This is a genomic window from Cupriavidus sp. U2 (assembly GCF_009663685.2).
Lineage (GTDB): Bacteria > Pseudomonadota > Gammaproteobacteria > Burkholderiales > Burkholderiaceae > Cupriavidus > Cupriavidus necator_C.
Genome location: NZ_RCOG02000019.1, coordinates 1 through 23,223, shown reverse-complemented (window position 1 = coordinate 23,223; position 23,223 = coordinate 1). Strand labels below are relative to the sequence as shown.

At 66.0% G+C, this 23,223-nt stretch carries 16 protein-coding genes; 14 read left to right on the top strand and 2 right to left on the bottom strand.

All coding sequences use genetic code 11. The features are described from left to right. The first annotated feature begins 120 nt into the window (after positions 1-120). The 9 genes from D9X30_RS15450 to D9X30_RS15410 all read left to right on the top strand — a co-directional run bounded on the left by D9X30_RS15450 (position 121) and on the right by D9X30_RS15410 (position 11,632). Complete coding sequence (locus D9X30_RS15450) at positions 121-1,800, top strand: long-chain fatty acid--CoA ligase (RefSeq protein ID WP_153949456.1); 1,680 nt, start codon at positions 121-123, stop codon at positions 1,798-1,800. Positions 1,801-1,926: 126 nt separating this feature from the next. After that, on the top strand, positions 1,927-2,730 hold the full coding sequence (dkgB, locus tag D9X30_RS15445) for a 2,5-didehydrogluconate reductase DkgB (RefSeq protein WP_153949434.1): 804 nt from the start codon (positions 1,927-1,929) through the stop codon (positions 2,728-2,730). Between the two features lie 28 nt (positions 2,731-2,758). Then, entirely contained in the window at positions 2,759-3,895 is a 1,137-nt protein-coding gene (locus tag D9X30_RS15440; protein WP_153949435.1) for an alkene reductase, read from the top strand. A 184-nt stretch (positions 3,896-4,079) separates the two neighbouring features. Continuing rightward, positions 4,080-4,487 carry an auxiliary protein of the heavy metal cation-transporting efflux system HmyCBA gene (locus D9X30_RS15435; RefSeq protein WP_153949436.1) on the top strand — a complete coding sequence of 136 codons (408 nt, stop codon included), beginning with the start codon at positions 4,080-4,082 and terminating at the stop codon, positions 4,485-4,487. Between the two features lie 194 nt (positions 4,488-4,681). Continuing rightward, on the top strand, positions 4,682-6,151 hold the full coding sequence (locus tag D9X30_RS15430; RefSeq protein ID WP_153949437.1) for a TolC family protein: 1,470 nt from the start codon (positions 4,682-4,684) through the stop codon (positions 6,149-6,151). A gap of 2 nt (positions 6,152-6,153) precedes the next feature. Beyond that, on the top strand, positions 6,154-7,311 hold the full coding sequence (locus tag D9X30_RS15425) for an efflux RND transporter periplasmic adaptor subunit (RefSeq protein WP_153949438.1): 1,158 nt from the start codon (positions 6,154-6,156) through the stop codon (positions 7,309-7,311). A gap of 6 nt (positions 7,312-7,317) precedes the next feature. Next, a complete protein-coding gene (locus tag D9X30_RS15420) occupies positions 7,318-10,434 on the top strand; it encodes an efflux RND transporter permease subunit (RefSeq protein WP_153949439.1) in 3,117 nt (1,038 codons plus the stop codon). A 113-nt stretch (positions 10,435-10,547) separates the two neighbouring features. Further along, positions 10,548-10,913, top strand: a complete 366-nt coding sequence (locus tag D9X30_RS15415) for a DUF2880 domain-containing protein (protein ID WP_249640977.1) — start codon at positions 10,548-10,550, stop codon at positions 10,911-10,913. 221 nt (positions 10,914-11,134) lie between these two features. Continuing rightward, positions 11,135-11,632 carry a DUF1579 domain-containing protein gene (locus D9X30_RS15410; protein WP_153949441.1) on the top strand — a complete coding sequence of 166 codons (498 nt, stop codon included), beginning with the start codon at positions 11,135-11,137 and terminating at the stop codon, positions 11,630-11,632. 52 nt (positions 11,633-11,684) lie between these two features. Here the strand turns inward: D9X30_RS15410 and D9X30_RS15405 are convergent, their stop codons facing one another. Continuing rightward, the gene (locus tag D9X30_RS15405; RefSeq protein WP_228771042.1) at positions 11,685-12,008 is read right to left on the bottom strand and encodes a hypothetical protein; all 324 of its coding nucleotides are present in this window, start codon (positions 12,006-12,008) and stop codon (positions 11,685-11,687) included. 223 nt (positions 12,009-12,231) lie between these two features. Between D9X30_RS15405 and imuA the strand changes: the two genes are divergently transcribed. The 5 genes from imuA (at position 12,232) to D9X30_RS15380 (ending at position 22,738) form a co-directional block, all read left to right on the top strand. Further along, complete coding sequence (imuA, locus tag D9X30_RS15400; RefSeq protein ID WP_153949443.1) at positions 12,232-13,116, top strand: translesion DNA synthesis-associated protein ImuA; 885 nt, start codon at positions 12,232-12,234, stop codon at positions 13,114-13,116. Then, positions 13,049-14,620 carry a Y-family DNA polymerase gene (locus D9X30_RS15395; protein ID WP_153949444.1) on the top strand — a complete coding sequence of 524 codons (1,572 nt, stop codon included), beginning with the start codon at positions 13,049-13,051 and terminating at the stop codon, positions 14,618-14,620. Before imuA ends, D9X30_RS15395 begins: the two co-directional genes overlap by 68 nt. A gap of 18 nt (positions 14,621-14,638) precedes the next feature. Beyond that, positions 14,639-18,079, top strand: coding sequence for an error-prone DNA polymerase (locus D9X30_RS15390; protein WP_153949445.1), 3,441 nt, complete (start codon positions 14,639-14,641; stop codon positions 18,077-18,079). A 226-nt stretch (positions 18,080-18,305) separates the two neighbouring features. Continuing rightward, positions 18,306-20,801 carry a type VI secretion system Vgr family protein gene (locus tag D9X30_RS15385; protein ID WP_153949446.1) on the top strand — a complete coding sequence of 832 codons (2,496 nt, stop codon included), beginning with the start codon at positions 18,306-18,308 and terminating at the stop codon, positions 20,799-20,801. A 38-nt stretch (positions 20,802-20,839) separates the two neighbouring features. After that, positions 20,840-22,738, top strand: a complete 1,899-nt coding sequence (locus D9X30_RS15380) for an esterase/lipase family protein (protein WP_153949447.1) — start codon at positions 20,840-20,842, stop codon at positions 22,736-22,738. A gap of 185 nt (positions 22,739-22,923) precedes the next feature. Here D9X30_RS15380 and D9X30_RS15375 read toward each other — a convergent pair. Beyond that, the coding region (locus D9X30_RS15375; RefSeq protein WP_153946827.1) for an IS30 family transposase at positions 22,924-23,223 on the bottom strand (300 nt) is incomplete at its 5' end.

Sequence of the window (23,223 nt, the reverse complement as noted above, 5' to 3'; positions counted from 1 at the left end):
GGTTTGCGGCAGGCGAAGGCCCGATTCGCAAATCGCAAATACGCAACGCGGCGCCCCGTACTATCGTTGGGCGGCCTGCCTCCCCGATGACTTCCAGACTTCACGATGACCCTTGCATCCATGGTGCCCGCATCGACCGCCTGCCGCGCTGCGCACTGGCCGTCAGGGCTGCCGCGCACGATCCACGTACCGGCCACCAGCCTGGTCTACAACGTCGAACACGCGGCGCGCCGCTATCCCGGCAAGACGGCCATCCAGTACTTCGGCACCGCCATTCCGTACACGCAGCTGCTGCAGGAGATCGAGCGGCTGGCTGGCTACCTGCAGCAGGACTGCGGCGTCCAGCCCGGCGACCGCGTCATGCTGTGCGCGCAGAACTGCCCGCAATACATCATTGCCAGTTACGCAATTCTGCGGGCCGAGGCCGTGCTGGTGCCGGCCAACCCGATGTGGCTGACGGGCGAGATCGAACATGTGGCGGCCGACAGCGGCGCACGCGTGGCCATCGTCGCCGAAGACCTCTACGCGCAGGTGGCGCCGCTGCATGGGCAGGCCATCGAACGCGTGATCACCTTTGCCTATGCCGATGCGCTTGCCGACGACGGCGGCCTGCCGGTGCCCGGGTGGGTGCGGGATCGCAACCCGCCGCCCGCGTCCGGCATGGCCGGGCCGGGAACGACGTGGCTGGCGGCGATGGCGGCGCAGCGCGTGCCGTTGCCGCACCAAGCCGGCCCGGAAACCCTGGCACTGCTGGCCTACACATCGGGCACCACCGGACGGCCAAAGGGATGCATGCACACGCATCGCTCGCTGATGTGCGCGGCGGCCGGTTCGCAGGTCTGGCGCGCGAACGGGCCGGAGAGCGTGTTTCTGGCCGTGGCGCCGCTGTTCCACATGCTCGGCCTGCAGAACGGCATGCACAGCCCGCTGTACCTGGGCGCGACCATCGTGCTGATGCCGCGCTGGGATGCGGCGCTGGCGGCGGCACTGATCGAGCGTTTCGGGGTCACCAACTGGAATGCACCCCCGGCGATGCTGGTGGACTTCTTTGCCCAGCCCGGCATCGATGCCCGCGACCTGTCCAGCCTGGCGTTCCTGGGCGGCGGTGGCGCGGCCATGCCCGAAGCGGTTGCCACCACGCTGCAAACGCGATTCGGCCTGCCCTATGTGGAAGCGTATGGCATGACCGAGACGGCGGCGTTCATCCTGTCGAATCCGCGCCATCGCGCCAAGCGCGAGTGCCTGGGCGTGGCCACGTTTGGCGTGGACGCCCGCGTGGTGGACCCGGCCACGCTTGCCGAGCTGCCGCCCGGCGAAACCGGCGAGATCGTGCTGCACGGCGGTCAGATCATGGCCGGCTACTGGCGCAATGCCGAGGCCGACGCCGAAACCTTCATCGAGATCGACGGCAAGCGCTTCCTGCGCACGGGCGACCTGGGCTACGTGGACGACGAGGGCTACTTCTTCATGCGCGACCGGCTCAAGCGCATGATCAACGCCAATGGCTACAAGGTGTGGCCCGCGGAGGTGGAGAGCCTGCTGTACGGCCATCCGGCCATCCACGAGGCCTGCGTGGTGGCCGCGCGGGATGCCCGCCGCGGCGAAACGGTAAAGGCCGTGGTGGTGCTCAAGCCGGGGCAGCATGGGGCGCCCGGCACCGACGAGGCGTCCATCATCGCGTGGTGCCGAGAGCACATGGCGACCTACAAGGTCCCGCGCATCGTCCGCTTCGTGGAGGCTTTGCCCAAGTCCGGTACAGGCAAGATTCAGTGGCGCGTGCTGCAGGAGATGGACGACTGACCCGCCCAATTGTTGATTTCAGATCAACATTTATTCGCCAATACACGGCTTAATCGGCAAAGGTAGCTTCGGCATACTGCGGTCATTCCAGCTGAACCGAATCCGCAATTTCACAGGAGTTACCCGATGAGCATCCCGTCTTTTGGTGTTGGCACGTTCCGTCTGACTGGCCAGGCCGCCGTGGATTCGGTGCGTAACGCGCTGGATCTGGGCTACCGGGCGGTCGATACCGCGCAGATCTATGGCAACGAGGCTGACGTGGGCCGGGCCATCGGCGAAAGCGGCGTCAAGCGCGACGCGCTGTTCGTGACCACCAAGATCTGGACCGAGAACTACGCCGCCGACAAGCTCGTGCCGAGCCTGCGCGAGAGCCTGGACAAGCTGCGCACCGATTACGTGGACCTGACGCTGATCCACTGGCCGGCGCCGGGCAATGGCGTGTCGCTGCCCGAGTTCATGGCCGCGCTGGCGGAGGCCAAGGCGCGCGGCCTGACGCGCCAGATCGGCGTGTCGAACTTCAATATCGCGCTGACGCAGCAGGCCATCGACGTGGTGGGCCGGGGCGAGATCGCGACCAACCAGATCGAACTGAGCCCGTACCTGCAGAACCGCAAGCTCACTGCATACCTGAAGGAACAGGGCGTTGCCGTGACGTCGTACATGACGCTGGCCTACGGCAAGGTGCTGAAGGACCCGGTGCTGGCGCGCATCGCCGCGAAGCACAACGCCACGGTGGCGCAGGTGGCGCTGGCCTGGGCGCTGCAGCTTGGCTATGCGGTGATTCCGTCGTCGACAAAGCGCGAGAACCTGGCCAGCAACCTGCTGGCACGTGACCTGAAGCTCGATGCCGACGACATGGCGGCCATCGCCGCGCTGGAGCGAAACGGCCGCGAGGTCAGCCCCTCGGCCCTGGCGCCGGCGTGGGACTGATCCGATCGATCCACACAGGAGTTTCCCGATGAGCCATCCTTCGATCGATACCGCTTCGCAAGCACCGCTGTTCCAGCCCCTGTCGCTGGGCGACCTGACCCTGCCCAACCGCATCGTCATGCCGCCAATGACGCGTTCGCGCGCCAGCCAGCCCGGCGATGTGCCCAACGCGCTGATGGCCGAGTACTACGCCCAGCGCGCCGGCGCCGGCCTGATCGTCAGCGAAGGCACGTGGATTTCGCCGCTGGGCAAGGGCTATGCGTGGACGCCCGGCATCCATACGCCCGAGCAGGTGGCCGGCTGGCGCAAGGTCACGCGCGCCGTGCATGCCGCCGGCGGCCGCATCTTCGCGCAACTCTGGCACGTGGGCCGGCTCAGCCATATCAGCCTGCTGGACGGCCAGTCTCCGGTCTCGTCGTCGGCGATCCAGGCACAGGGTGTCAACGTCTTCGTGGCCGAGCGCGACGGCACGCCGGGCTTCGTGCAGGCATCGCAGCCGCGTGCGCTGACAGTGGACGAGATCCACGCCATCGTCGACGAATACCGCGAGGCCGCGCGCAATGCGATGGCGGCCGGTTTCGACGGCGTGGAGCTGCACGCCGCCAATGGATACCTGGTCAACCAGTTCATCGACTCCGGGGCCAACCACCGCACAGACGAATACGGCGGATCGCTGGACAACCGCCTGCGCTTCCTGGGCGAGGTGGCCCAGGCGCTGATCGAGGGCACCGGCAGCAAAGACCGGGTCGGCATCCGCCTGGCGCCGCTGACCACGCTGAACGGCTGCGTCGATGCGGACCCGGAAACCACCTATACGGCGGCAGCAAAGCGGCTGGGCGAGCTGGGCGTGGGCTATATCCACATTGCCGAGGCCGACTGGGACGATGCCCCGCATATGCCGCTGGCGTTCAAGCAGCGCCTGCGCGAGGTATTCCCGGGCGCGCTGATCTACGCCGGCAAGTACACCGCCGAGCGCGCCAATGCCGCGCTGCGCGAAGGCTGGGCCGACCTGATCGCCTTCGGCCGTCCGTTCGTGGCCAATCCCGATCTGCCGGAGCGCCTGCGCACCGGCGCCGCGCTGAACCCGCACGACCGCAACACGCTGTTCGGCGGCGGGGCGAAGGGGCTGACCGACTATCCCGCGCTGGCCGTCAGGGCCGCCTGATATATACAGTCATGCAAGCTGGGGGCGCCCGGGCGCGCTCCAAAGGAACTCATAGCCGTTTTCCTAGTCAATTGTTGCGTTCGGTTACAATGCTGTGCCGCAGCAATGTCGTCGGCATTGTCTGCCCAATGTCTGCAATCGCGCCCCCATCTTGTTACGTTTCGTTCTCTTCCTGCTGACTGCCATGTGCCTGTCCGCGCTGTCCTTTTCGGCAGCGGCGAACGTGCGCGCGGCTGTGCCGCAAGTCGAGCCAGCGATTCAGGCGGTCAAGGCGGCACAGGCCGAGGTGCCAGACTATGCGTCGCTGGCAACCGGTGACGACCTGGCCCAGCTGGTGCTGCCGGGCGACCCCGACTTCGGTGCCGACGACGAGGTTGTCGATGATGGGCCGCCTCCGGGCTACTGCAATATCTGGTCGGCTGACCTGCTCGACCCGCTCGATCTGTTCGATGCGGTCGACGAAACCAGCGCCCTCTTTGTCCTCCCCAATTTCGAACCCGCCGAATCCGTGAGCGACCGCTTCCAGGCGCCCACCGCGCGCACCACGTTCGAATCCGAAGGCCTGTTCCGGCCGCCCAATCTCCTCGCCTGAGTCTCCCGGCCACCGTTCCGGCTGATGCCCGGACGGTGCGCTCGTCCTTGCCCTTGCGCCCCCTGATGCCCGCGACCGCCCTGCGTCGCGGCTGAAAGCGTTTGCCGTTTGCCCCCGGTGTCCCGATGCCGGCCGGCACGCGGCGCGCCTGCCGTGGGTGGCCGGGCAAGCCGTACCGTTTGAACCATTCCGACATGAAGACCAAGAAATCGTTGACCTGGGTCGCGTCGCTGTCGTTCGTGGCGGCGCCGGCCTGGGCCGTTCAGCCCGTGCCAGCCCCCGCGCCTGCCAACGCACCTGCCAACGCGCCTGCCAACGCACCCGCGAAAATGGCCCATACCGGGACGCAGGCCGGCGCTGGCCAGTTGCCGGCTGCGACACCCGCCACGGGCACCACGGCGCCTGGCATGAAGCTGGCGGCCAAGGCCATGCCGCGTGCCACCACGCCCGAGGCGGAATCCTTCGGGTTGCCGCAGTTGCTGGAACTCGCGCAATCGACCAACAAGGGCGCGGAGGCCGCGCAGGCCAATGTGGATGCCGCGACTGCCGCCATCAGCAGCGCCCGCGCGTATCCGAACCCGCAGGTGGAAGTGATGTACGGGCGGCTGTCCGGCAAGCAGCCGGGCGTGGCCAGCGGCAACGCGCCGTCGTACGCCGTGGTCCAGAAGTTCGACTATCCGAACCAGCGCAACCTGCGCCAGCAGATGGCCGGCCGTGGGCTGGAGGCATCCGAGGCCCAGCGCCAGACCTTCCGTGCCGAACTGGCCGCGCGGGTCAAGACGGCGTACTTCCAGGTGCTGCGGCGCGAGACCGAACTGGCCGCCGCGCGCGAGGACCTGAACCTGATGCGCCAGATCCAGGAGCGCGCCAAGGTGCGCGTGGATGTGGGTGAAGCGCCACGCTATGAGCTGATCAAGGCCGATACCGAACTGCTGGCGGCGCAGAAGACGCTGCAGACGGCCGAACTGCGCGTCGATCAGGCCAAGGCCACGCTGCGCCAGCAAGTGGGCGGCGCCATGCCGGTGCGCTTCGGGCTGGTAGGCAGCCTGGCCAATACGCCCGACGTGCCGAACCTGGCCGTGCTGCGCGACAGCATGCAGGCCAACAACGCCGAACTGAACCAGCGCCGCAGCGAACTGGAACGCGCCCGCCTGGGCGTGGACTACCAGCGTTCGCTGCGCTGGCCCGAGGTGTCGCTGCGCGCCAGTACCGATCGCCAGCCGGACAACAACGTCTCGCAGATCGGCCTGGTGATGACGATTCCGTTGTGGGACCGCCGCAGCGGCCCGGTGGGCGAAGCCACGGCGCAGGCCACGCAGGCGCGTACCGCGCTGGAGGCGCGCGAGTTCGAACTCACGCAGGAGCTGGACACCGCCTACCAGCAGTACGAGATCACGCAGGCGCAGGTCACCGCGCTGGAATCGGGCATCGTGCGCGAAGCCGAATCGGCGCTGGGCGTGGCGGAAGCCGCCTACCGCTTTGGCGAGCGCGGCATTCTCGACTATCTCGACGCCCAGCGCGTGCTGCGCAATGCGCGCAGCGAACTGATCAACGCGCAGTACGAACTGCAGATCGCCGCCATCCAGATCGAAAAACTCATGTCGGCCACGCCTGGCGCCGCTGCCGTCGTGCCCTCCCGGCCCGTCTCCCAGAATCTGAACTGAACATGCGTCCCTCTCATTCCCTGCTTTCCATTGCCGCCGCCGTCGTGATGGTGATGTCGCTGGCCGGCTGCTCCAAGGAACCCGAAGCCGTTGCCGAGGCGCCCAAGCTGCCGCCCGGCATCGTCAAGGCCGAAGACAACCTGCAGAAGACCCTCAAGGTGGCACCCGTGGCATCGTCCCCGTTCAGCGAGATGCTGCGCGTGGCGGGCCGTATCGACTTCGACGAACAGCGTGTGTCGCGCATCGGCGCCACCGTCACCGGCCGTGTGACCGATCTCTACGCCATCCTGGGCGATGAAGTGAAGGCCGGCCAGGTGCTGGCCCGCCTGCACAGCAGCGAACTTGGCGCCGCGCAGATGGCCTTCCTGAAGGCCGAGGCCCAGAACGACCTGCAGGCCCGCAATGCCGAGCGTGCGCGGCAGCTGTTCGACGCCGACGTGATCGGCCGCGCCGAACTGCAGCGCCGCCAGAGCGAATATGCGATTGCCGCCGCGGAGATGCGCGCCTATCGCGACCAGCTGCGCGTGCTGGGCATGTCCGCGCAGGCCATCGCCACGCTGGCGAAGAACGGCAGCATAGAGTCGTATTCGCCGGTGTTTTCCAGCATCAGCGGCACCGTGGTGGAGCGCAACGTGGCCCAGGGCCAGGTGGTGCAGCCGGCCGACGCGCTGTACACCGTGGCCGACCTGTCGCGGGTCTGGGTGGTGGCCGAGGTGCCCGAGCAGCAGGCGGCCCAGGTGGCCGAAGGCCAGGCCGTCGACATCGAGGTGCCGTCCCTGGCCAATACCAACGGCCGCATCACGGGCAAGCTGATCTACGTGGGCCGTACCGTGAATCCGCAATCGCGCACGGTGCTGGTCCGTACCGAGCTGGAGAACAAGGAAGGGCGCCTGAAGCCGGCCATGCTGGCCAGCATGCTGATCGCGGGCAAGCCTGTGGATACGCTGGTGGTGCCCGGTTCCGCCGTGGTGCGCGACGGCAACGACGAGCAGGTCTACGTGGAAACGGCGCCCGGCCAGTATCGCCTGACCAAGGTGAAGCTGGGTTCGGAAAGCGACGGCATGCGCGTGGTACAGAGCGGTATCAAGGCGGGCGATCGCGTGGTCGTGGAGGGTGCGTTCCACCTCGACAACGAACGCAAGCGCCTGGAACAGGGGTAAGCCGCCATGATGACATCGCTTTTAGAGGCCGCGATCAAACAGCGGCTGGTGGTGTGTGTGGTGGCGGTGGTGCTGTTCTTCTTTGGCCTGCGCGCGGCCGGCAAGCTGTCGGTGGATGCCTTCCCGGACGTGACCAATGTCCAGGTGCAGATCGCCACCGAAGCCACCGGCCGCTCGCCCGAGGAGGTGGAGCGTTTTGTCACCGTGCCCATCGAAATGTCGATGACGGGGCTGCCCGGACTCGAGGAGATGCGCTCGCTGAACAAGGCCGGCCTGTCGCTGATCACGCTCGTGTTCACGGACAAGACCGACGTCTACTTCGCGCGGCAGCTCGTCATGGAGCGGCTGATCGAGGTGTCCGGCCGCATGCCGGAAGGCGTGACGCCGGTGCTGGGGCCGGTGTCCACCGGGCTGGGCGAGGTCTACCAGTACACGCTGGATCGCCCCGACGACGGTGACCGCGAACTGACGCAGGAAGAGCTGGCCGAGCGCCGCATCGCGCAGGACTGGGTGGTGCGTCCGCTGCTGCGATCGATCCCGGGCGTGGCCGAAATCAACTCGCAGGGCGGCTACGTGCGGCAATACCAGGCACTGGTCAACCCGGAGCGCATGCGGCACTACGAGGTCAGCCTGCAGCAGGTGTACCAGGCGCTGGCGCGCAACAACGCCAACTCGGGCGGCGGCGTGCTGCCGCACTACGCGGAGCAGTACCTGATTCGCGGCGTGGGTCTGGCCAAGGGCGTGGACGATATCGGCAGCATCGTGCTCAAGGAGATCAACGGCACGCCGGTCTACCTGCGCGACGTGGCGCAGGTGACGATCGGCCACGAGGTGCGCCAGGGGGCCGTGGTCAAGAACGGCCAGACCGAGGCCGTGGGCGGCATCGTGATGATGATGCGCGCCGGCAACGCCAAGGAAGTGGTGAGCCGCGTCAAGGCGCGTGTGGCGGAGATCAACGAGAAGGGCATGATCCCCGGCGGCCTGCAGATCGTGCCGTACTACGACCGCAGCGAGCTGGTGGACGCCGCGCTGTGGACGGTCACCAAGGTGCTGCTCGAAGGCGTGGTGCTGGTGGTGATCGTGCTGTTCCTGTTCCTGGGGGACGTGCGCTCGTCGGTCATCGTGCTGGCCACGCTGGTGCTGACGCCGTTGCTGACGTTCATGGTGATGAACCGGATCGGGCTGTCGGCCAACCTGATGTCGCTGGGCGGGCTGGCCATCGCCATCGGCCTGATGGTGGATGGCTCGGTGGTGGTCGTCGAGAACGCGTTCGAGCGGCTGGGCCATGCGGACAAGTCGGGGCTGACCCGCAACCAGATCCTGGTCAAGGCGGTGCAGGAAGTAGCCACGCCGGTGATCGTCGGTGTGGGCATCATCATCCTGGTGTTCCTGCCGCTGATGACGCTGCAGGGCATGGAAGGCAAGATGTTCGCGCCGCTGGCCATCACGATCTCGATTGCGCTGGCCATCTCGCTGTTCCTGTCGCTGACGCTGTCGCCGGTGCTGTCGTCGTACCTGCTCAAGGGCGGTGCCGAGCATGACACGCGCGTGATCGCGTTCATGAAGCGGCATTACCTGCGCATGCTGCACTGGGCGCTGCTCAACAGCAGGAAGACGGTGCTGTCGGCGGTGGGCCTGTTCGTGGCCACGGTGATGATCGTGCCGATGCTCGGGACGTCGTTCATTCCGGAAATGAAGGAAGGGTCGATCGTGCCCGCGCTGGACCGCGTGCCGAACATCTCGCTCGAAGAGTCGATCAAGCTGGAACGGCAGGCTAACAAGCTGGTGCTGGAGGTGCCGGGCGTGAAGTCGGTGGTGTCCGGCGTGGGCCGTGGCGAAAGCCCGGCCGATCCGCAGGGCCAGAACGAGTCGACGCCGATCGCCAGCCTCAAGGACCGCGACGAGTGGCCCGACGGCTGGACGCAGGACGACATCGCCAGCGCCATCCGCGAAAAGCTCAAGGCCATACCGGGCGTGCAGATCGTGATGGCGCAGCCGATCTCGGACCGCGTGGACGAGATGGTCAGCGGCGTGCGTTCCGACATCGCCGTGAAGATCTTTGGCGATGATCTCGACCGCCTTCGCGCCCTGGCCGGCGAGATCGCGCGCGTGGCGGGCGGCATCAAGGGTGCGGAGGATGTGCGTATCGAGCGGATTTCTGGCCAGCAGTACCTGTCGATCGAAATCGATCGCCAGGCGATTGCGCGCTACGGGCTGAACGTGTCGGACATCCACGACATCATCGAGATCGCCATCGGCGGCAAGCGCGCCACGGACATCTTCGAGGGCGAGCGCCGCTTTGCGGCGGTGGTGCGCCTGCCGGAGGAGTTCCGCGGCAACGTGCAGGCCATCCGCCAGCTGCTGGTGCAGGCGCCCGATGGCGTGCAGGTGCCGCTGCAAAGCGTGGCGAAGATCGAGGTCAGCGATGGCCCGGCGCAGATCAGCCGCGAAATGGCCAAGCGCCGCGTGGTGGTGATGATCAACGTGAAGGACCGCGACCTGGGCGGCTTCGTGGCCGAACTGCAGTCCGCCACGGAGACCAGGGTCAAGCTGCCCGAGGGCTACTACTACGAGTGGGGCGGCCAGTTCCAGAACATGGAGCGCGCCATGGGCCACCTGAAGCTGATCGTGCCGATCACCATCGCCGCGATCTTCTTCCTGCTGTTCCTGCTGTTCAACTCGCTGCGTTTTGCCACGCTGATCATCACGGTGCTGCCGTTTGCATCGATCGGCGGCATCATCGGGCTGTTCGTCACCGGCGAATACCTGTCGGTGCCGGCATCGGTGGGCTTCATCGCGCTGTGGGGCATGGCGGTGCTCAACGGGGTGGTGCTGGTGTCGTACATCCGCACGCTGCGCGAGTCGGGCATGTCGCTGCGCAATGCGGTGGTGCGCGGCGCCACCCAGAGATTCCGGCCGGTGATGATGACCGCCACCATCGCCATGCTGGGCCTGGTGCCGTTCCTGTTCTCGGACGGCCCGGGCTCGGAGGTGCAGCGGCCGCTGGCCGTGGTGGTGATCGGCGGGCTGATTACGTCGACGCTACTGACGCTGGTGATGGTGCCCACGCTGTATCGCTGGTTCGACGACCGCAAGCCCGAACCGCGCGACATGTCCGTGTAATGGCGTGAGCGCGTAAGCACGTAAGGGACGTAAGGGATTTTCGCCGCAGTACAATGGCAACCGGCCGGCATGCATCGCGCGTGCCGGCCGTTTTCGTTCTGGAGTACACACCTGTGACAACACACCTGCGCCGCAAGCTCGTGCCGGCCCTGGCCTGCGTGGCCATCGGACTGCCGATGGTGGCAGCCGCCGCCGATGCACCGGTCAATATCGAAATGGGTCAGCGTGGCGGCAGGCCGGAAGCGCCCGAGGCGCCAGTGGCCTGCATGGAGGCTGTCAAGGCCAAGCTGCCGAACCCCGACAAGTTCCGGTGGGTGCAAGGCACCTCGCGCCGCGTGGCGGAGGATGTCTACAGCGTGGTGGGCAGCATCGAATTCGTGAACCAGGCCGGCGAGGCGCGCAAGGGTGAAGCCCAGTGCGACGTGATGCGCGCGCCGGGCAACCAATTCATCGTGCCGAAGGTTCGCCTGCCGCAGTAATAGACAGGCAGCGGCCGGTCACCCGTCTCGGGCGGCCACACTGAGGCTGAACGCCGTCTCAAGCGCCTTTCATCACTGCAAGTGATGTGTGCGCCTCAAGATTAAGTTTTTGTCATGCTGCCACACCGATGTGGACATCGTTCCGATCATCTCCTAGGATTTGTGTACGCTGTACACAAGACGGCGATATCGATCTGAACTCATCCACCGGAGACTTAAGCATGCAAGTCGACATCACCAACGAACACCGCTGGCTGCATCGGCTGGTAGGCAACTGGACAGCCGAAGGCGAAGCCCAGATGGGGCCCGAAGGCCCGGCCGAGAAGTGGAAGATTCCCGAGCAGGTCAGCAAGATTGGCGACACCTGGGTGCAGACCCGCTCCGAAGGCGAATTCCCCGGCTGCGGGCCGGCCGTGACGGTCATGACGCTGGGCTACGACCCCGCCCGCCAGCACTTCGTGGGTACCTTCATCGGTTCGATGATGACCCACATGTGGATCTACGAGGGCGACCTGGAAGCCGACGGCAAGACGTTGACCCTGCGCGCCGATGGTCCGGCGTTCGGCCCGGATGGCACCGTGGTGCCGGGCAAGATGGCGAAGTATCGCGATGTGATGGCGTTTCAGGACGACGACAACCGCACGCTGACGTCATTCATGCAGACCGACAACGGCGAGTGGGTCCAGATCATGCAGGCCCGCTACCGGCGGGACAGGTAGCCGACGCACCCCAACGTGGCGCCGCCGCCGGTCATCAGGCGGCGTGCCTGCATCAGGCCCGGTCCAGCTCGTTGCTGTTCCACCAGGCTTCCAGCAGCGGCTGGAAGCGGTCATCGGGGGCTGGCGGCATTCGCGTGCTCTTGCGCGCCGGCGGCAACTGGCGTCCGGTCAGCTGATAGAAGACGGCGGCGGGCGGCGTGCCGGGGCCGTAGGGGACATGGTCGATCACGCTCATCTGCCGCGCGGCTTTCAATGCGCGCGTGGTCTCCTCGGCGGACAGGCCGCAGGCGTCAGCCAGCCCGTCACGGCGCACCGGGCCCTGACGCTGCAAACCTTCGATCAGCAGATGCACGCATTCGCGCGTATTCCTTTTCATGCCGCGCATTTTTCCGCACTGCCTGACACTTCACAATGACACTTGACACTTGTTTGCAATCGTCCGCCCGGAAGTGTGGCAAGGACGCAAAAATCACTTCACAAGCGCCGATTCAGACACTTGGATAGCGTACCCCTTGCGCCGGCCCCGATACTGTATAAACATACAGTATTCGACGAATTCCTATGTCCGCGCCGACTGCGCGTGGGCCGACAACCCGATCATGACCCCCGCCCCGCATGGGCAGCCTTCGCTTCTGGCGGAGGACCATGCGCCCTCATCCTCCCCGCTGGCCGAGCCGCCCCGCGAATCGGTGCGCGAACTCGAACAGCGGTATCCCGGCCTGTGGCGCGCGGGCCAGCTGGGCCGTGCCGGCCGGCTGCCCGTCTGTCCGACCGGCTATGACGCGCTGACCGCCGAGTTGCCGGGCGGCGGGTGGCCGGCCGGTGCGGTGACGGAACTGCTGCTGACGCAGGACGGAGCGGGCGAGTTGCGCCTGCTGATGCCGGCGCTGCGCACGCTGGCGGCCGGCGGGCGGCGCATCGCGCTGGTCAATCCGCCTTACCTGCCGAATGCTGGCGGACTGGCGGGCGGATTGGACGATGACCGCCTGCCCGCACGGCAGCTCTACTGGGTGCGCCCGCCGGTGGCCGCCACGATGGCCTCGCAGCGCACGGACATGCTCTGGGCGGCCGAGCAGATGCTGCGTAGCCAGGCGTTCGGCGCGGTGCTGGTGTGGCTGGCCGGCGCGCGGCCCGAGGCGCTGCGGCGCCTGCAGGTGCTGGCGCAGGGCGGCGATACCGTGGTGTGGGTGCTGCGGCCCATGCGGGTGCTGCACGACTCGTCGCCGGCGGTGCTGCGGCTGGCGCTGTCGCCGCAGCCCGGCAACCTGATGTCGATCACCTTCCACAAGCGGCGTGGCCCGGTGCGCGACACGCCGTTGCTGTTGCCACTCGAAGGCATGGCCCATGTGCCCCGGCGCACGGGCATGCCTGCCGTTCCCACACCCGCCGTCGCGGCGGGTCTCGATCCGATTGCCCATGACGTACTGGATCGCGGTGCATCTGCCGCGCCTGCCGCTGGACGCGCTGCAGCCGAGCTGGCCTGAGCCCGCCGGCACCCCCGCCGCGCATGGCAACGGTACGCTGCAGCAACTGCCGGTGGCCGTGATGGCGCACGAGCGCGTGGTGCTGGCCAATGGCCCGGCCGCGGCGCTGGGCGTGTGCTACGGCATGCGGCGCGGCGGCGTGCAGGCGTTGTCGGCCGATGTGGTGCAGCTTGAACGCGATCCGGCCGCCGAGACCGGTCTGGTGACATCCGTGGCGCTGACGCTGTTGCATTTCACGCCGGCCGTGACGATCGACCCGGAACCCGAATCGGCCACGGTGATGCTCGACGTCACGGCCAGCCTGCGGCTGTTCGGCGGGCATCGCGCGCTGTGCCGGGCGATCCGCACCCGCGTGCGGCAACTGGGCACGTTCGTGCAGATTGGCAGCGGCACCACGGCGCAGGGCGCGGCATGGCTGGCGCGCCAGCCGCTGCGCAAGACGCCGCGCGGCATCGTACGGCCGGCCCGGCGCGCGGTGCAGGCGCCGCGCATGATGCGCCTGCTGGACCGCCTGCCCGTGACCTGCCTGCAGGCGTACACCGATCCGGACTGGCTCGAAGGCGTGGGCTGCCATACGCTTGGACAGGTGCGGCAGTTGCCGCGCGCGGGTTTGTCGCGCCGTATCGGCACCGAACTGCTGGCGCGGCTGGACCAGGCCTATGGCAAGGTTCCTTCGGGCTTTGCATGGTTCGAAGCGCCGCCCGCGTTTGCACAACGCATGGAGCTGCCGGGCCGCATCGAATCGGCCGAAGGCGTGCTGGCCGGGGCGCAGCGGCTGCTGCTGGCGCTGTCGGGCTGGCTGGCGGCGCAGCAGGCCGGCGTGACGCGCTGCGTGCTGGTGCTGGAACACGAACGCTACCGGCTGGGCGAGGACACCGACAGCACGCCGGTGCCGCTGGCGCTGGCGCAGCCCAGCCGCGACCCCGTGCATCTGTCGAAGCTGCTGCGCGAGAAGCTCGACAAGGTGCGTTTTCATGCGCCGGTAGGAGGCCTGGGGCTGCGCGTGGAGACGATGGAAACCTGCGTGCCGCAGAGCGATTCGCTGTTTCCGGAGCCCGGCGCCGAACCGGCCGAACTGGGCCGGCTGATCGATACGCTGGTCGCCCGGCTGGGCCGCGACAACGTGCTGCAGCCACAGCCGCTGGCCGACCATCGTCCCGAGCGCGCCAACCAGTGGTGCCCGGTGGGCGAGACGCCCGCGCGTGCGCTGGCCACGGGCGCCTTGCCGCCCGAGCGGCCGCTTTGGCTGCTGGAAGCGCCGCAGCCGCTGCGTGTGGAAAAGCACCGTCCCGTGTACCAGGGGCCGTTGGTCATGCTGACGCGCCCCGAGCGCATCGAGGCCGGCTGGTGGGATGGCGGCCTGGCCACGCGCGACTATTTCATTGCCGAACGCGCCGACGGGCTGCGCTGCTGGGTCTATCGCGAACGCCCCGGCCGCCCCATGCGCGACGGGCAGGAAGACGGCGGCGAATACCGCTGGTTCCTGCACGGCCTGTTTGCCTGAGTGCCCCGGAGCTTGGCGATGTTGCCCGGATTGTCTTCCCTGTTGCCGTCGTTGCCCGACTATGTCGAGCTGCACTGCATTTCCAACTTCACGTTCCTGACTGGCGCGTCGCATCCGCAGGAACTGATTACCCGCGCGTTCCAGCTGGGCTACAGCGGCCTGGCGCTCACCGACGAGTGTTCGGTGGCCGGCACCGCCCGCGCGCACCACGCCATCAAGGTATTGCGCGAGGACATGTGGGAAGCCGTGGCCCGCAGCGCGCGGCGCCTGGCGGCGGGGCAGGGTGCGGGCGACGTGGACGATGTGGAGGACATCGTGGCCTTCGTCGAGGAAGACGACGAGGAGGGTGGCGAGGGTGGCGAGGGTGGCGAGGAGGAAGGGGCGCCGGTCGACTTCGGCGAAGACCCCGATGCCGCGGCACGCCGGCACGCGATGCTTGAAACGCTGGCCGCCGCGGCCGACGCGTTCAATCTGATCATCGGCAGCCGCTTCACGCTGACGGCGGCCCCGGGCGACACCATGCCGCCGCCCCGCCTGGTGCTGCTGGCGCAGAACCGCGAGGGCTTTGGCAATCTCAGCGAGTTCATCACGCTCGGGCGCCGGCGCGCCGACAAGGGCAGCTACGTGCTGTATCCGTCCGATATCGCCGATCCGCAGCCCGACGCGCATCACCTGCGCGGCATGCCCGATTGCCTGGCGATCCTGCTGCCCGACTACTGCCCCGATGCCGATGTGTTGCGCGCACAGGCGCGATGGTGCCGCGACGTGTTTGGCGACCGCGTATCGATCGCGCTGGAACTGCTGCAGGGCCATGCCGAAGCGTTGCACCGCGAACGCCTGCAGCAGGTGTCGCGCGATACCGGCGTGCCGCTGGTGGCCACCGGGGCGGTCAACATGCATGTGCGGTCGCGCAAGCCGCTGTCCGATGTGCTGACCGCCATCCGCCTTGGCCAGCCGCTGCCGGCCTGCGGCATGGCACTGGCGCCCAATGCCGAAGCCCACCTGCGCATGCGGCAGGTGCTGTCGCGGCTCTATCCGCGCGAGGCGCTGGCGCGCACGCTGCAGATCGCCGGCCAGTGCCGGTTCTCGCTCGACACGTTGCGCTACGAATATCCCGAGGAACTGGTGCCCGACGGGCTGACGCCGATCGGCTATCTGCGGCAGGAGGTCAGGAAGGGCATCGACGAACGATTCCCGCACGGCATGGAGCCCGAATGGAAAAAGCAGCTCGAAGGCGAGCTGGAACTGATCGAAGAGAAGCGCTACGAGCCATTCTTCCTGACCGTCTACGACATCGTCAGCCATGCGCGCAAGCTGGGCATCCTGTGCCAGGGACGCGGCTCGGCGGCCAATTCACTGGTCTGCTACTGCCTGCATATCACCGAGGTCAGCCCCGAGCAGGCCAACCTGCTGTTCGGGCGCTTCCTGTCGCGCGAGCGCGACGAGCCGCCCGATATCGACGTCGACTTCGAGCACCAGCGGCGCGAGGAAGTCATCCAGTACATCTACGACAAGTACGGCCGCCACCGTGCCGCGCTGGCGGCGTCGCTGATCACCTATCGGTCGCGCAGCGCGTTGCGCGACGTGGGGCGCGCGCTGGGCATCGACCCGAGCGTGGTGGAGCAGGTGGTCAAGGGCCAGGCGTGGTGGGACGGCGGCACCGAATTCATCGAGCGGATATCCCGCTACGGGCTGGATCCCGATTCGCCGGCCGTGCGGCAATGGGCCAGCCTGACCGAGCAGTTGCGCGGCTTCCCGCGCCACCTGTCGCAGCACGTGGGCGGCTTTGTGATCGCCCGGCACAAGCTGTCGCGGCTGGTGCCGATCGAGAACGCCGCCATGAAGGATCGCAGCGTGATCCAGTGGGACAAGGACGATCTGGAATCGCTGGGCCTGCTCAAGGTGGATGTGCTGGCGCTGGGCATGCTGACCGCCATCCGGCGTGCGCTGGCGATGATCCCGAATCCCGAGCCCGATCGCGCGGGCCTGCCCACGCGCATGGAAGACCTGCCCGAGACCGACGATGCCACCTACGCGATGATCTGCAAGGCCGACACCATCGGCGTGTTCCAGATCGAATCGCGCGCGCAGCAGTCGATGCTGCCGCGCCTGCAGCCACGCCAGTACTACGACCTGGTGGTGGAAGTGGCGATCGTGCGGCCCGGGCCGATCCAGGGCGGCATGGTGCATCCCTACCTGAAGCGGCGCGAGGACCTGCGCCGCACGGGCAAGCTGCCCACCTACTTCAACGACGTGATCCGTCGTGTGCTGGGCCGCACGCTGGGTATTCCGATCTTCCAGGAACAGGTCATGCAACTGGCCATCGAGGCGGCCGGCTTCACGCCGGGCCAGGCCGATCAGCTGCGCCGCTCGATGGCCGCGTGGCGCCGCCGGGGCGACCTGAAGAAGCACCAGGACGCGCTGGTGCGTGCGCTGACGTCGCGCGGCTACCCTGATGCCTTCGCGCTGGCCATCTGCAAGCAGATCGAGGGGTTTGGCGAATACGGGTTCCCGGAAAGCCATGCGGCCAGCTTTGCCAAGCTGGTCTACGTGAGCGCCTGGATCAAGTGCCACCACCCCGACGCGTTCCTGTGCGCGCTGCTCAACAGCCTGCCGATGGGATTCTATTCGGCATCGCAACTGGTGCAGGACGCGCGCCGCCACAAGGTGGAAGCGCAGCCCGTGGACGTGACGGTCAGCGGTTGGGAAAGCGCGCTGGAGCCACAGCGGCCGGGGCGGCCGTATCGCGACGTACGGCTGGGCATGAATCGCGTGAAGGGCATGCGCGAGGCCGCCGCGCGGCGCATCGAGGCCGCGCGTGCCGAACGGCCTTTCGAGAACGTGGAAGACCTGGCGCGCCGCGCGCGGCTCGATGCCCACGATATCGACGTGCTGGCCGCGGCCGACGCGCTGGTGTCGTTGGCCGGCCATCGGCGCCAGGCACGCTGGCATGCGCGTGGCGCGGCGGTGCAGACCGCGCATCGCGACCTGCTGCACGAGGCGCCGCCCCAGGAACTGGCGCTGGCACTGCCCGAACCGAAGATCGGCGAGGACGTGGCGGCCGACTATGCGAGCCTGGGCCTGTCACTGAAATGCCACCCGCTGACGCTGCTGCGACGCCGGCTGACCGCGCTCAAGTACATCACCGCACAGCAGCTGTCACGCCTGGGCAACGGCCGCCGCGTGCGGGCCTGCGGCATCGTGACGGTGCGCCAGCGCCCCTCCACTGCGAGCGGCACGATCTTTACGTCCATCGAGGACGAAACCGGATCGATCAACGTGATCATCTGGCCCGACCTGGTCGAACGCCAGCGCAAGGAGGTACTGGGCGCCACGCTGCTGGGCGTGATCGGCACCTGGCAACGGCAGGGCGACGTGAAGCACCTGGTGGCCCAGGAGCTGGTGGACCTGAGCCCGCTGCTGGGCAGGCTGATGGTGGGGAGCCGGGATTTTCATTGACATCGGAATGTTCCGACTGGCGATGGCGGAGACAAGCCGCTACCGATGAATTTCGGCTCCGTATATCGGCAAAAATTGATTTCAGGATTTCGTTTGAGTTAGTTGTAGAGAACGCAACACCGATATTCCCCGCTGGTTTGAAACCGGATAACGTGCGCCGCGAGGTGCGTGGCTTGTGTGCCGCCTCCCGTTCGCAGGGTTCGTCTCAAATCACGGAGCAGGGAACATGGCTGGTGTCGTGGATACGCTCAGTACGGTTGGCAGGGCGCTGCAAGGCGCGTTGACGGGGCGGCAGTCCTATCATCTCGACGTCCCCGCCGCACCGGATGCCGCGGCATTGTCCGTGGTGTCATTCGAAGCCACTGAACGTCTGGGCGAGCCCTATCGCCTCAAGGCGGTGCTGACACATCCGCTGGAACTGGCGCGCGAGAATTACCTGCGCAAGCCGGCCACCTTCAGGGTGACGCCAGCGGACGGATCGGTGCCGCGCCTGTTCTCCGGCTGGATCTCGCAATTCTCGCGAACCCGGACCACCCGGGATTTCTGTGCCTACGAAATGGAGCTGAGGCCCACGGTGGCCTTGCTCGAATTGACCACGGCCAGTCGCATCTACCAGCAGAAGACGGCACTGCAGATCATCGAGTCCATCCTGCGGCGCCACGGCCTGGAAGGCCACCAGTTCGCGTTCCGGACGCGTCGCGAATATCCCGAGCACAAATTCCGGCTTCAGTACCAGATGACGGACTGGGATTTCGTCCGGCTGCTCATGGAGCAGGAAGGGCTGTACAGCTACTTCGTGCCGAGCCGGTTCGGTACCCATCTTGGCGAGGTCTTTACCATCGCCGATGATATCGACCACTACATCTACCAGCCGGCGCTGCATGTGCCGTATCGCGAGACGGCCGGTCTCGAATCTGGCGCGGAGACCGTGTTTTCGCTGCAGACCCATGCGCGGACCGTGGCGGCGTCATTCATGGCCGCCGACTACAACCCGGACCATGCCTACGAGCGGTTAAGGGACGAAGCCAATCTCGCCTTCAATGACAAGGGAAACTACGGTCAGCCCTATGTCTTCGGCACCCATCACCTGGACTGGAAAGGTGCCCGATGGGAGGCGCAGCTCCGTCATGAAGCGGCACTGGCCGGCCAGATCGTCTACGAGGGGGAGAGCAACGTCCTGGAACTCTGCCCCGCACGCATCCTGCGCATGGATGCGGTGCTACCCGATGCGCCGCACGGACAGGTTGTTACCGAGGTCATTCACAAGGGTGGGCGAGACCAGGCTTATCGCAACACGTACAAGGCCATTCCGTCGGGTCGGCGCTATCGTCTGCCGATCGACGAAAGAAAGTGGCCGCGCATCGCCGGTACGCTGAGCGGCAGGATCAGCGCGCCAGACCGGTACAAGTACGCCTATTTAACCGGGGAGGGACGCTACGTTGTCCGCTTCGACTTCGATTTCGACGCGTGGCGCAAAGGCGGCGAAAGCGTGCCGCTGCGACTGGCCAAGCCTTTCGCAGGCGGTCTGAAGACCGGCTTTCACTTTCCCCTGCTCGATGGTACCGAGGTCGCCATCGCCTTCCACGACGGCAACCCGAACCGTCCTTACATCGCGCACGCCCTGCACAACAGCGTGCAACCGGACCTCATTACCCATGAGGGCCGCTGGCCATCGCGCAATGTCATCCGTACCCAGCGCAACAACAAGCTGCGCATGGACGATTGGGAGGGCCATGAGGGCATCAAGCTGTCGACGGAATACGGCGGCAAGAGCCAGCTCAACCTTGGGTACCTCGTCGATGCGGACAGCAAGCAACGCGGGGATGGCTTTGAACTGAGGACGTCAGGGTGGGGCGCCATCCGTGCCGGCAAGGGTGTGCTGATCTCGGCGGACGATCAGCCCGCGGCGAGCGGGCAGCAATTGGAGATGGAGCGCGTCCGGAGCCTGCTGCAGCAGGCGCTGCAGTCGAGCGAAGCGCTGGCGGAAGCGGCCAGGACGGCGCAAGCGGAGGCAGCGGACTGCGCCCGCCAGAGGGCCCTGCTGGACGATACGCTGGACCAGCTCAAACGCGCCGGGCTGCTGGCCACCGCGCCGGCCGGCATGGCGCTGGCATCGGGAGCCGATCTTCAACTTTCGGCCAACGAAAATCTGATTGCGACGGCCACGAACCATGTCGACGTGAGTGCGATCAAGCGATTCACGGTGGCGGCGGGAGAGCGTATCTCCATCTTCGCCCAACGCCTGGGCATCAAGCTGTTCGCCGCCCGGGGCAAGGTGGAGATACAGGCGCAGCGTGACGAGATGCGACTGATGGCAGACCAGAACATCACCGTCACCAGCGCCAACGGGCGGGTCGTGATCGAGGCCAAGGATGAGTTGCTGCTCAAGTGCGGGGGCTCGTATCTGCGCATGTCGGCGACTGGCATTGAAGACGGAACGCGCGGGGAACGCACGATCCGATCCAATGGCATGGCGCGGCAGGGGCCGGCTTCGCTGGCGCAGTCGATGAACGAAATGTCCAGGACGGCCTTCAACGACGCCTACGTGCTCCGTAACGAGATCACCGGGGACCCGTTGAGTGACCACCCCTACGAGATCCTGCGCGACGACGGGTCGAAGATCGTGGGCGTGACCGATGCATCCGGCAGGACTTCCGTCCAGAAGAACCAGGATGTCGAGCGCATCAGGATTCGGATTCTTCCTAAGGTGGGTAAGGCGTGAACCGCCTGCCCGAATGTCACCCTTCTTCAATTTGAACGATGGATAGTCCGCAAAGCACCGATCCGCAAACTCCAGCCGATGTGTCACATGACGGCGGCAGCCAGACCGTCCGGCTCCCCACCGGCCTTGACTTCGACGGCACGCCAATAGCGTCCGCCGTGCTTACGCCTGACAGTGATCGGTGCGTCAAGGAGATTCACTGCGATCCGCGAACGCCCATACCGGTCATTTTTCTGCCGGGGGTGATGGGGAGTTTGTTGGCGAATAGTCAGAATGGCCGCGAAGTCTGGTACCCACCCAACATGGACGGAGTTGCTTCCGGCTTTGCCGCGTTCTTCGCCGTGTTGCGCGGGTGGCTTCGGGGCGCCGCCTCGCGCGCCGCCCGCTTCGATCCAGAGCCCGCGGTAGTGGACCCTCGTGGTCCCTTGATTTCCATCGACGAAGCCAAGCTCGGGATCGACGCCGCAGAAGCACGCCGGCGTGGCTGGAGCACCCTGCATCGCTGGAGCTACCAACCGACGCTGGAATGGTTGAAGGGGGCGCTGAACAAGCCAATGCAGTATGGCGAGCCAATTGGCGAGTGGGCGAATGGAAGCGAAGACGGAGAGAAGTCGGCCCTGAAGCCGGTACTGGGTACCCACCCGTCGGAATACGGTGGGTACGGCGCCGGTGAAGCCCTGACACTGGATTCCGAAGTATTCAAGACCTTTGTCAGCTATCGATACCCGGTCTATGCGATTGGCTACAACTTTCTGCAATCGAACGAACTGTCGGCCAGGGACGTACTCGATGGGGTCGACTTCGAGGACAAGAGGCGAAAGAAGAAGACACGCATCATGGGCGTCCGGGAAATTTGCAGAGAGAACCACACGGACAAGGCCATCATCGTTACCCATTCGATGGGTGGCTTGGTGGCGCGCATGGCTGCCGTGCTATGCGGCGGCGCCGACGACATGCTTGCCGTGCTGCATGGCGCCCAGCCGGCCACGGGCGCCCCAGTGTTTGCCAGACGATTTCGCGCTGGCGGCGAGGGTAGAAGTGGGTTGGAACGGTTCATCAATCAGAGCCTGTTCGGCGCCAATGCCCGCGAATTTATTGCAGTGGCCAGCTATGCACAAGGGCCGATGGAGTTGGCACCCATGCCCGATTACAACAACGGAGAGCCGTGGTGGATCGTGGTGGATGCCAAGGGGCGTGAGCGATTGCGGTTTCCGGAAACGAGCGCGTTGGAGGATTTATATGTCAGCGATGCGTGGTATGGGTTATTGCCGGATCCGAAGCTGCTGGATCCGGCGGGGGTGGTGGCGAAGTATTTGAAAAGAGAAGAAATTAATATGTCCGTTCACGTCTATTACAAGAACGTTATCGCGGCCGTGGTGCGCAGGCAGGAAGCCCTGGCGAGTACCTACCATCCCAATACTTATGCAATGTTCGGAAGCGGAGCACTGGAACCTTCCCCAGTCAATGCCGGTAGAGAACTGCAAAAGGTTGAGATTAGCAAGCCGGAGGGCGAGCTATTGACCTTCGGGAAAGTGATCTGGCAAGGCGATATTCCCGACGATGTCTCGCCGGAAGAACTGAAGCGTGCGGAGTTAGAGGAAGACGATCACAAAGGCAAACTGAAGCTGCGTGTGCGTGGACAACTTGTCGTCTTGACCGTGTGGAAGGAGATGCGTCAGGCGGACCTGCGGAACGACGGCGTCAAGGACAGCGGTGTCATACCCGGCGATGGCACTGTGCCCGCGTGGTCTTCAGAAGCGCAAGCGCGGGGGCTTATTCCGGAAGTGGCGGGCCAGGCGGCTCAAGGCGTGCAAATGGCATTCAGGCAGAAGGGTTACGAACACCAATTCAGCTTCAGGCATCCGTGGACGCGATGGGCCACGCTCTATAGCGTGGCGCAGGCCGTTCACAAGATCAAGGGAGGGTGCAGCCAATGACTATAAGTCTCCTTTCACCGTATGTGCAGCGCCTAAGTTTACTCGTGTTCGTGGGCACGTTGTCGGCCTGCGTTAAAACTAGTCTTCCGGAGTCAATCATGAAAGAAAATCCTGTCATTTCCAACCCTCGCCCATGGTGTATAGGGAGAATGGTATTTGATCGCCCCATTAATAGCAGGGCGGTTTCAAGTCTGAGATGCAACACCAGTTCGTAATTTGTTGATCTCTTCGGCCATGGCTTCGGCGGGAGTGGCGAAGTCGAGAACCGCCCGAGGCCGATAGTTCAGCGCCTTCGCGACTCTGTTCAAGTACCCCTGCGAGAAGACCGATAGATCGTCGCCCTTCGGTAGATACTCTCGAACCAGTCCGTTCATGTTCTCGTTGCTTGGCCTCTGCCACGGACTGTGCGGGTCGGCAAAGAACACTTCGATACTGACTCGCCTGGTCAACTCCGCGTGATGCGCCATCTCTTTGCCCTGGTCGTA